Annotated in this window: 6 protein-coding genes; all 6 read right to left on the bottom strand. The window is 43.7% G+C overall.

The features are described from left to right. Window positions 1-131, bottom strand: a 131-nt coding sequence (locus MTN96_RS29190; RefSeq protein WP_231611860.1) for a GTP-binding protein, incomplete at its 3' end; no start/stop codon positions are given. Between the two features lie 62 nt (window positions 132-193). Continuing rightward, window positions 194-2,308, bottom strand: a complete 2,115-nt coding sequence (gene fusA, locus MTN96_RS29185) for an elongation factor G (RefSeq protein WP_138626641.1) — start codon at window positions 2,306-2,308, stop codon at window positions 194-196. A 27-nt stretch (window positions 2,309-2,335) separates the two neighbouring features. After that, on the bottom strand, window positions 2,336-2,806 hold the full coding sequence (gene rpsG / locus MTN96_RS29180) for a 30S ribosomal protein S7 (protein WP_010392135.1): 471 nt from the start codon (window positions 2,804-2,806) through the stop codon (window positions 2,336-2,338). Window positions 2,807-2,903: 97 nt separating this feature from the next. Next, the gene (gene rpsL / locus MTN96_RS29175; protein ID WP_002958885.1) at window positions 2,904-3,278 is read right to left on the bottom strand and encodes a 30S ribosomal protein S12; all 375 of its coding nucleotides are present in this window, start codon (window positions 3,276-3,278) and stop codon (window positions 2,904-2,906) included. Between the two features lie 194 nt (window positions 3,279-3,472). Continuing rightward, the gene (rpoC, locus tag MTN96_RS29170) at window positions 3,473-7,645 is read right to left on the bottom strand and encodes a DNA-directed RNA polymerase subunit beta' (protein WP_036981021.1); all 4,173 of its coding nucleotides are present in this window, start codon (window positions 7,643-7,645) and stop codon (window positions 3,473-3,475) included. 104 nt (window positions 7,646-7,749) lie between these two features. After that, entirely contained in the window at window positions 7,750-11,775 is a 4,026-nt protein-coding gene (rpoB, locus tag MTN96_RS29165) for a DNA-directed RNA polymerase subunit beta (RefSeq protein WP_138626639.1), read from the bottom strand. Between the last annotated feature and the right edge of the window lie 161 nt (window positions 11,776-11,936).

The following is an 11,936-nucleotide window of genomic DNA, read 5'->3' as shown; positions in this document are numbered from 1 at the left end:
GCAACACCGCCGTATACTTTTGCAAGTACGTTAGTGATTGCTGCAGTTAGTGTAGTTTTACCGTGGTCAACGTGGCCAATTGTACCAACGTTTACGTGCGGTTTTACGCGTTCAAACTTTTCTTTTGCCATCTTAAAAAATTCCTAATAAAGAAATTAAAGCCTGACTCAGTATTGAGCCAGACAAGCTAAAATCATATAACAGCGCGAGCTGAAATTATTGTATCTGCAACCTGCTTAGAGGCTTCAGCGTACTTCAAAAACTCCATAGAGTATGAGGCACGGCCCTGTGTTGCAGATCGTAAAGCAGTCGCATAACCAAACATTTCAGATAACGGAACCTGAGCATTAATTTGCTTAAGTCCACCAAGTGCATCTTCCATGCCTTCGATCATGCCGCGACGACGGTTTAGGTCGCCAACTACATCACCCATGTTTGCTTCAGGAGTGAGTACTTCAACCTTCATTACTGGCTCTAATAAAGCAGGGTTTGCATCTAGCGCACCTTGCTTCATAGCGAGTGAACCTGCTATTTTAAATGCCATTTCATTCGAATCTACATCATGGAATGAACCATCATATAAAGTCGCTTTCACGCCAAGTAATGGGTAGCCTGCCAGTACACCTTGAGCCATTTGCTCTTGGATACCTTTGTCTACCGCAGGGATGTATTCTTTCGGAACTGACCCACCTACGGTTTCGTTAACGAACTCGTAAATTGGGGCTTCATCATCCGAAATATCCATCGGTTCAAGTTTAAGCCAGACGTGACCATATTGACCACGACCACCTGATTGACGTATAAACTTCCCTTCAACTTCAACAGTTGAACGAATAGCTTCTCGGTATGCAACCTGCGGCTTACCAACGTTACATTCAACACTGAATTCACGTTTCATACGGTCGACAATGATATCAAGGTGAAGTTCACCCATGCCAGAGATAATCGTCTGGCCTGATTCTTCGTCAGTTTGTACGCGGAAAGATGGATCTTCTGCCGCTAGTTTACCTAGCGCGATACCCATTTTATCCTGGTCAGCGATTGTGCGAGGCTCAACCGCAACAGAGATAACTGGTTCTGGGAACTCCATACGCTCTAGCGTAATAATAGAATTCGGATCACACAGTGTCTCGCCTGTTGTTACGTCTTTGAGACCAATAGCCGCCGCGATGTCGCCTGCGTAGACTTCTTTGATCTCTTCACGTGAGTTTGAATGCATCTGAACGATACGACCAAGACGCTCACGCTTACTTTTTACTGGGTTATATACCGCGTCACCCTGTTTAACAGTACCAGAGTAAACACGGAAAAAGGTCAAGGTGCCAACAAACGGGTCTGTTGCAATCTTAAAAGCAAGTGCAGCAAACGGCGCTTTATCATCAGCAGGACGCTCTTCCTCGGTACCATCTTCGAGGATACCTTGGATTTGTTTCACTTGTGTTGGTGATGGCATATATTCAACAACGCAATCAAGCACAGCTTGAACGCCTTTGTTTTTAAATGCACTACCACAGGTCATGGGAACAATTTCGTTCGCTAATGTGCGTTGACGCAAAGCATTTTTAATTTCTGCTTCGCTTAACTCTTCACCTTCTAAGTATTTATCCATTAATTCTTCAGAGGCTTCAGCAGCGCTTTCAACTAAATGAGAGCGCCATTCTTCAGCTAAATCCTGAAGTTCTGCCGGTATTGCCTCATAAGAGAAAGTCATACCCTGGTCTTCATCATTCCAGTTAATAGCTTTCATTTTAATAAGGTCAATAACACCTTTAAAGTCGTCTTCAGCGCCAATTGGCAACTGGACTGGAACAGGCGTTGCTCCAAGACGAGATTTCACCTGGCCGACAACCGTTAAGAAGTCAGCGCCTGTGCGATCCATTTTATTTACGAAGATCATTCTCGGAACTTCGTATTTGTTCGCTTGACGCCAAACTGTCTCAGTTTGCGGCTGTACACCCGATGAAGCACAAAGAACAACTACCGCACCATCTAGTACACGTAAAGAACGCTCTACTTCGATAGTGAAATCTACGTGTCCTGGGGTATCAATGATATTGATGCGATGGTTGTCAAATTGCGCGTCCATCCCTTTCCAGAAACACGTTGTTGCAGCAGAAGTGATTGTGATACCACGCTCTTGTTCCTGCTCCATCCAATCCATAGTTGCGGCGCCATCATGTACTTCACCGATCTTATGAGAAAGACCTGTGTAGAACAGAACACGTTCTGTTGTGGTGGTTTTGCCTGCATCTACGTGAGCACAAATACCGATATTGCGGTAACGCTCAAGTGGAGTTGTACGTGCCATAAAATCCTCTTAAAGGTTAAGGACAGATTACCAACGGTAATGAGCGAATGCTTTATTCGCTTCAGCCATACGGTGAACGTCTTCACGTTTCTTAACCGCAGTGCCTTTGTTGTCAGCAGCGTCAACGATTTCTTGAGCTAAACGTAAGCCCATAGATTTTTCGCCACGCTTACGAGCAGCGTCTACTAACCAACGCATACCTAATGCGTTGCGACGTACTGGACGTACTTCAACTGGTACTTGATAAGTTGAACCACCAACACGGCGAGATTTAACCTCTACCTGTGGACGGATATTATCAAGTGCAGTTTCAAAGATTTCTAGGTGCGACTTGCCTGATTTCTCAGCAGCCACGTCTAGCGCACCATAAACGATTTTTTCAGCAGTAGATTTCTTGCCGTCTAACATTACGATGTTAACGAACTTAGCAAGAAGTTCCGATCCGAACTTAGGATCTGGAAGAATTTTACGTTGACCTATTACGCGTCTTCTAGGCATTTTGTATCTCCGGTTTATTCAGGTTTGCTCTTTCGAGTCAATCACCCAAAACAATAATTAATAATATTTAGTGCTTGGCCTTACTAACGGAAAACAATTAGCCTTTAGGGCGTTTTGCACCGTATTTAGAACGAGCTTGACGACGGTCGCTAACGCCTGCACAGTCAAGTGCACCACGTACAGTGTGAAAACGCACACCTGGTAAATCTTTAACACGACCACCACGGATTAGGATTACACTGTGCTCTTGAAGGTTATGACCTTCACCACCGATGTATGAAGTTACTTCGAAACCGTTAGTTAAACGTACACGAGCTACTTTACGTAACGCCGAGTTTGGTTTCTTAGGTGTAGTTGTATATACGCGAGTACATACACCACGCTTTTGCGGACACGCTTTAAGCGCAGCTGAGTTACTTTTAGTAACCTTGCTACGACGTGGCTTACGCACTAGCTGGTTAATAGTTGCCATTTAAATAGCTCCTGAAATTAAAATTACTACTGAAAAAAATAAAAAATCCGCCCTTGTTTTACCAGCATGTTTTAAACGTGCAAGTAAATGGGTGGCGGAATTTTAATGAGCAAAGATTGACCTGTCAACCTAAACCGCTCACAAGGCAGTAGATAACTACCTTGTGAAACTCTAATCTATTGATTAGATTCGGTTTATTGATTTCCAGATAAATCCGCGTTTAAAGCATCAGTGAGTGCTTGAGTTGCCTCTTCCGCACTTACCGTTTGCTCTTCAACAACGTCTTTTTGCTTACGACGAGCCATACGCTCTTGATGATACGCAAAACCGGTACCGGCTGGGATCAATCGACCCACAATTACGTTTTCTTTCAGACCGCGTAGTTCATCGCTCTTACCATTTACAGCGGCTTCTGTTAGGACACGAGTTGTCTCCTGGAACGAGGCTGCTGAGATGAAAGATTCTGTCGCTAGTGATGCTTTTGTGATACCCATTAACTGGATTTCAAACTTAGCTGGGATCTTACCTTGAGCTTCAAGGTCGCGGTTTGCGATATTAACGCGTGCCACTTCAATTTGCTCACCGGCTAAGAACTCAGTATCACCACCGTCTAGAATGATACATTTACGTAGCATTTGACGAATAATAGTTTCAATGTGCTTATCATTGATCTTAACGCCCTGCAAACGATAAACCTCTTGCACTTCGTTAACAATGTAATTAGCAACATGAGTCACACCACGAAGGCGTAAGATGTCATGCGGTGATTCTGGACCATCGGCGATAACTTCACCTTTAGACACTTGTTCACCTTCAAACACGTTAAGCTGACGCCACTTAGGAATCATTTCTTCGTAATGATCGCCTTCAGCTGGTGTAATAACTAAACGTTTCTTACCTTTAGTCTCTTTACCGAAGCTAATAGTACCGGTGATTTCTGCAAGGATTGCAGGATCTTTTGGTTTACGTGCTTCAAATAAGTCGGCTACGCGTGGTAGACCACCCGTGATATCACGAGTTTTCGAACCTTCTTGCGGAATACGTGCTAATACGTCACCTGGGTTTGCAGTCGCGCCGTCTGTTACTTCAATCGTAGTGAATGAAGGAAGACGCGTTTCTTGCAATCCACGCTCATCACTTTCAATGATAAGCTTTGGCTCTTTCGCATTCGCTTTAGCAAGATCTTTAACAACTACACGAGTTAAACCCGTTAGTTCGTCAGTCTGTGCTTCAGTGTTTGAATCATCGATATCGCTGAACGATACTTTTGATTTATGCTCAAGAACGATTGGGTGACTATGCGGGTCCCAAGTAGCAACGATGTCGTTACCTTGAACTTCTGCATTGTCATGCACTGTTAATACCGCACCGTAAGGTACTTTATAACGCTCTTTCTCACGACCATAGCTATCAATGATAGTGATCTCGGTAGAACGAGAGGTAATAACAATCTTACCGTCTGTATTTAATACATATTTAGCGTTGTGAAGTTTTAATGTACCGTTTGTTTTAACTTGTACATTATTCTCAGCAGACGCTCTTGATGCCGCACCACCGATGTGGAAAGTACGCATCGTAAGCTGTGTACCCGGCTCACCGATTGATTGAGCTGCGATAACACCTACTGATTCACCCGCGTTGATGATATGACCACGTGCAAGGTCACGACCATAACACTTAGCACATACACCAAAGTCGTTATCACAGGTGATAACTGAACGTACACGCACTTCATCTACTGAGTGCTCTTCTAAAAGGTCACACAGTTTTTCGTCAAGCATGATGTTACGTTCAACAAGTACTGTATTAGTACCTGGTATTACAACATCTTCAGCAACAACACGACCTAGTACACGTTCGCGAAGTGCTTCTACAACGTCACCACCTTCAATTAGCGGTTTCATTGTTAAGCCATCTTCTGTGCCACAATCGTCTTCGTTGATTACCAAATCTTGTGCAACGTCTACTAGACGACGCGTTAGGTAACCCGAGTTTGCTGTTTTCAGTGCAGTATCGGCAAGACCTTTACGCGCACCGTGCGTTGAGATGAAGTACTGAAGTACGTTTAGACCTTCACGGAAGTTAGCCGTGATTGGCGTCTCGATGATTGAACCATCTGGACGTGCCATTAGACCACGCATACCTGCTAGCTGACGGATCTGAGCGGCACTACCACGAGCACCTGAGTCGGCCATCATAAACACTGAGTTAAATGACGGTTGCTCTTCTTCTTCACCTTGCGCATTCACTACGGTGTCTTTTGACAAGTTAGCCATCATTTCACGTGATAGGTTTTCATTTACACGTGACCAGATATCGATAACTTTGTTGTACTTTTCACCAGCCGTAACAAGACCTGATTGGAATTGTTGGTTGATTTCAGTTACTTCAGCTTCTGCTGCTTCAATGATTGATGCTTTCACTGGTGGGATAACTAAGTCATCTATACCAATTGAAACACCTGACTTCATTGCGTAGTGGAAACCGGTGTACATAACTTGGTCAGCAAAAACTACTGTGTCTTTTAATCCAAGACGACGGTAACACTCATTTAGTAAGCTAGAAATCTGCTTTTTACCTAGGGCTTGGTTGATTGACTCAAACGGCATACCTTTAGGTAAAATAAGAGACAGAATTGCACGACCCACTGTAGTATCAATGATAGTAATTGTATCTTCTACAACACCATCTTCATTCGCTACTGATTGGCTAATACGTACTTTCACTTTTGCGTGAAGGTCGGCATTACCACTACGGTATGCTTTTTCTGCTTCTTTAGGATCTTTAAATACGGTGCCTTCGCCTTTGGCGTTAATGCGGTCACGCGTCATGTAATAAAGACCTAATACAACGTCCTGTGAAGGAACGATGATTGGCTCACCATTAGCAGGCGATAAGATGTTGTTTGTAGACATCATTAACGCACGAGCTTCTAGTTGCGCTTCAATTGTTAGCGGTACGTGTACCGCCATTTGGTCACCATCGAAGTCGGCGTTGTAAGCCGCACATACTAATGGATGCAAATGAATCGCTTTACCTTCGATAAGCACAGGTTCAAACGCTTGGATACCCAAACGGTGAAGTGTTGGTGCACGGTTAAGTAATACTGGATGTTCACGAATTACTTCATCTAGTACATCCCATACTTCCGCTACTTCACGCTCAACCATCTTTTTAGCTGCTTTGATTGTCGTAGCCATGCCGCGACGTTCTAATTTGCCATAGATGAATGGTTTGAAAAGCTCTAATGCCATCTTCTTAGGAAGACCACACTGATGAAGCTTAAGTGTAGGACCAACCGTGATTACAGAACGGCCAGAGTAATCTACACGCTTACCAAGTAAGTTCTGACGGAAACGACCTTGCTTACCTTTGATCATATCAGCAAGCGATTTAAGTGGACGTTTGTTAGAACCTGTAATTGCACGACCACGACGACCGTTATCAAGTAGCGCATCAACCGCTTCTTGTAACATACGTTTTTCGTTGCGTACGATAATATCTGGTGCAGCTAAATCTAGTAGACGCTTAAGACGGTTATTACGGTTAATAACACGACGGTAAAGGTCATTTAGATCAGATGTCGCAAAGCGGCCACCGTCTAGTGGTACTAATGGACGTAAGTCAGGTGGCAATACTGGAAGTACTGTCATGATCATCCACTCAGGGTTATTACCTGATTGGTGGAACGATTCCATTAACTTAAGACGTTTAGTGATCTTTTTACGCTTAGTTTCAGAGTTAATTGTTGGTAACTCTTCACGCATCTCTGCAATTAATTGAGCAAGATCGAGTTCACGAAGCAAGTCTAATACTGCTTCAGCACCCATCTTCGCTTCAAACTCATCACCATGTTCTTCAAGTGCATCTAGGTATTCTTCTTCACCTAATAGCTGACCACGCTCAAGCGTTGTCATACCAGGCTCAGTTACTACGAATGATTCGAAGTAAAGAACACGTTCAATATCACGAAGCGTCATATCAAGCATTAAGCCGATACGTGACGGTAATGATTTTAAAAACCATATATGCGCAACTGGACTTGCCAGTTCTATATGACCCATACGGTCACGACGCACTTTAGTGAGTGTTACTTCAACGCCACACTTCTCACAGATCACACCACGGTGTTTAAGGCGTTTATATTTACCACATAAACACTCATAATCTTTCACTGGGCCGAAAATACGGGCACAGAATAAGCCATCGCGCTCAGGCTTGAAAGTACGGTAGTTAATAGTCTCAGGTTTCTTTACTTCACCGTATGACCATGAACGAACCATGTCTGGTGAAGCAAGACCAATGCGAATTGCATCGAATTCTTCGGTCTTATTTTGTTGCTTCAGAAACTTAAGTAAGTCTTTCACCTTAGCTCTCCTGTCGGAGTTAATCTTGAGGACGGATGTTCTCGTCCCTACATTCTATTCAGCCATAACAGATGCTGCAGCGTTCACTGCAGCAACTAATTGGCTTAATTTTCTTCCAACTCGATGTTGATACCCAGTGAGCGGATTTCTTTCAACAATACGTTGAACGATTCTGGCATACCTGGTTCCATTTTATGGTTACCATCAACGATGTTTTTATACATCTTAGTACGACCGTTCACGTCATCCGATTTCACTGTTAGCATTTCTTGTAGCGTGTAAGCAGCACCGTAAGCTTCAAGTGCCCATACTTCCATCTCACCAAAACGCTGGCCACCGAACTGTGCTTTACCACCCAGCGGCTGCTGAGTAACAAGGCTGTAAGAACCAGTAGAACGCGCATGCATCTTATCATCAACCAAGTGGTTAAGTTTAAGCATGTACATGTAACCTACAGTTACTTGGCGTTCAAACTGATCGCCAGTACGGCCATCATAAAGTGTAACCTGACCACTTCTAGGGTAGCCGCCTAGCTCTAGCATGTCTTTGATTTCGTCTTCTTTCGCGCCATCAAATGCAGGAGTAGCAATCGGTAAACCACCTTTCAAGTTTTCAGCTAAACGACGAATTTCGTCATCAGAGAAACTAGCGATATCCACAACCTGACGAGATTCACCGATCTCATAAGCTTGTTTAATGAATTCACGTAGCTCATGAAGCTCGCGTTGCTCTTTCATCATTTCTTCTAAGCGCTCACCAATACCGCGTGCAGCTAGACCCATATGTGTTTCAAGGATCTGACCGATGTTCATTCGCGATGGTACACCTAGTGGATTTAGTACGATATCTACCGTACGACCTTTGTCATCGTATGGCATATCTTCTACTGGTACGATAGTCGAGATAACACCTTTGTTACCGTGACGACCCGCCATTTTATCACCCGGTTGGATACGACGTTTAACAGCTAAGTATACTTTAACAATTTTAAGTACACCTGGTGCTAAGTCGTCACCTTGGGTAATTTTACGACGTTTGTTTTCAAACTTCTTATCGTATTCAGCTTTAAGCTCATCGTACTGTGCAGCTAGTTGCTCAAGTTCAGCTTGCTTGTCTTCTTCAGCAAGGCTTTGAGTTAGTAACTTTTCAGCATTCAGTGACGTTAAGTTGTCTTCATCGAAGCCAGCTGCCACAAGTAACTTGCGAGCACGCTCTAAAACACCAGCTTCTAGAATACGGAACTCTTCGTTGAAGTCTTTCTTCGCTTCGCGAAGCTGCATGTCTTCAACTTCTAACGCACGCTTATCTTTTTCAACACCATCACGGGTGAAAACTTGTACGTCGATTACAGTACCAGTTACAGAGTTAGGTACACGTAAAGAGCTGTCTTTAACGTCAGACGCTTTTTCACCGAAGATAGCACGTAGTAGCTTCTCTTCTGGTGTTAATTGCGTTTCGCCTTTCGGAGTCACTTTACCTACTAGGATATCGCCGCCTTTAACTTCAGCACCAATATATACAACGCCTGATTCATCAAGCTTGCCTAGTGCAGATTCACCCACGTTCGGGATATCTGCTGTGATCTCTTCTGAGCCTAATTTAGTATCACGGGCGATACACTGTAGTTCTTGAATGTGGATAGTCGTTAGACGATCTTCTTCAACTACGCGCTCTGATAGTAAGATTGAATCCTCGAAGTTGTAACCGTTCCATGGCATGAATGCCACGCGAAGGTTTTGACCAAGGGCTAAGTCACCTAAGTCAGTCGAAGGACCATCTGCTAACACATCGCCACGAGTAACCGGTTCACCAACCATACAAGTCGGCTTTTGGTTAATACATGTATTTTGGTTAGAACGTGTGTACTTGGTTAAGTTGTAGATGTCGATGCCCGCTTCACCAGGGATGCGCTCTTCTTCATGTACATTAACAACGATGCGACTTGCGTCGGCATACATTACTTCACCACCACGTTTAGCAACAATCGTTACACCAGAATCTTTTGCTAGTGTTAACTCAATACCTGTACCTACTAACGGTTTGTCCGCTTTCAATGTTGGTACTGCTTGACGTTGCATGTTTGAACCCATCAATGCACGGTTAGCATCATCGTGTTCTAGGAACGGGATAAGTGCTGCCGCTACAGAGATCACCTGTTGTGGTGATACATCCATATATTGCTGGTCCATACGACCCATAAAGGTTGATTCACCTTTGTGACGACATGGAATAAGTTCATCTACAAACTCATTGGTTTCAGTTAAGTTTGAGTTCGCCTGTGCGATAACAAACTGACCTTCTTCAATGGCTGATAGGTAATCAACTTCATCAGTTACTACACCGTCTACCACTTTGCGGTAAGGTGTTTCTAAGAAACCGTAGTCATTGGTACGTGCATACGTAGACAATGAGTTAATTAGACCGATGTTTGGACCCTCAGGAGTCTCGATTGGACATACACGACCGTAGTGAGTTACGTGAACGTCACGTACTTCAAAGCCAGCACGCTCACGAGTTAGACCGCCCGGACCTAATGCAGAAATACGACGCTTGTGCGTTACTTCTGATAGCGGGTTATTTTGGTCCATAAACTGTGATAACTGAGACGAGCCGAAGAACTCTTTAACTGCTGCCGAAATAGGCTTAGCGTTAATAAGATCTTGTGGCATTACAGCGTCTAGGTCACCTAAGCTTAAGCGCTCACGTACAGCACGTTCTACACGTACTAAACCTACACGGAATTGGTTCTCAGCCATTTCGCCAACACTACGTATACGACGGTTGCCTAAGTGGTCTATATCATCAACATCGCCAACACCGTTACGAATAGCAATCAATACTTTCATAACCGCTACGATGTCTTCTTTGCTTAATGTGCCAGGGCCTGTGTCTGAATCGTAACCAACACGGCTATTGAACTTCATACGACCTACTGTTGATAAGTCATAGCGTTCTTCTGAGAAGAATAAGTTCTCAAATAAGGCTTCAGCCGCGTCTTTCGTCGGTGGCTCGCCTGGGCGCATCATGCGATAAATTTCTACTAGTGCTTCTAAACGGTTGCTTGACGAGTCAATGTTTAATGTATTTGACATGTAAGCGCCGCTGTCCACTTCATTGATATATAATGTATCAATAGTAGTGTGACCTGCTTTAACCAATTCAGCCATCATTTCAAGCGTTAGCTCGTCATTTGCAGTCGCGATGATTTCACCTGTTGACTCATCAACATAGTTCTTCGCTAATACACGGCCAATGATGTACTCATGTGGTACTTCTAATTGATTAATGCCTTTTTTCTCGATGCTCTTGATGTGGCGAGCCGTAACACGACGACCGCTTTCAACAAGGACTTCACCGTCTTCGCTCTTGATATCAAAAGCGGCAGTTTCACCACGTAAACGTGAAGGCACAAGTTCCATAAGAACTTTACCGTCAGCAATTTCAAACGCAGTAGTATCGAAGAAGATATCTAGGATTTCTTCACTCGTGTACTCAAGTGCACGTAAGATGATAGACGCCGGTAATTTACGACGACGGTCAATACGTACATATAAGTTATCTTTTGCATCAAATTCGAAGTCTAACCATGAACCACGGTAAGGAATTACGCGTGCGTTATAAAGCACTTTACCTGACGAGTGAGTTTTACCGCGGTCGTTATCAAAGAATACACCAGGGCTACGGTGTAGCTGAGAAACGATAACACGCTCTGTACCATTGATTACAAAAGTACCGGTATCGGTCATGAGCGGAATTTCGCCCATGTAAACTTCTTGCTCTTTAATGTCTTTAACTGTGCCTGGAGCTTCTTTGTCCATTACTACAAGACGCAGTTTCACGCGAAGTGGAGCAGAATAAGTCACACCGCGAATTTGACATTCTTTTACATCGAATACTGGCTCACCAATACGATAACTTACGTATTGAAGCTCAGAATTTCCCGAGTAGCTTTTAATTGGGAACACAGAACGGAAGGCAGCTTCCAAACCATGATCGCCATCAGCGTCCGGGACTAAGAATTTTTTAAACGATTCTAACTGCGTCGACAGTAAGAAAGGTATATCCAAAACTTGTGGACGTTTACCAAAATCCTTACGGATACGTTTCTTTTCAGAATAAGAGTAAGCCATGGGGTTCCTCAGCTTGCTGATCTTTGACCCGACCTGTTCTTGTAAGAACAGACTTAACTGGCATCTATGCCAAGATGTACAACATTTAACTGTTGTTCCAACTTAATCCCATCTCAACACTAGCAAACTATAAAGCGTTGAAATTAAAGAATAAATCAGAT

The sequence above is a fragment of the Pseudoalteromonas sp. 2CM28B genome (assembly GCF_023161935.1).
This window is presented reverse-complemented; position numbering and strand designations above follow the sequence as displayed.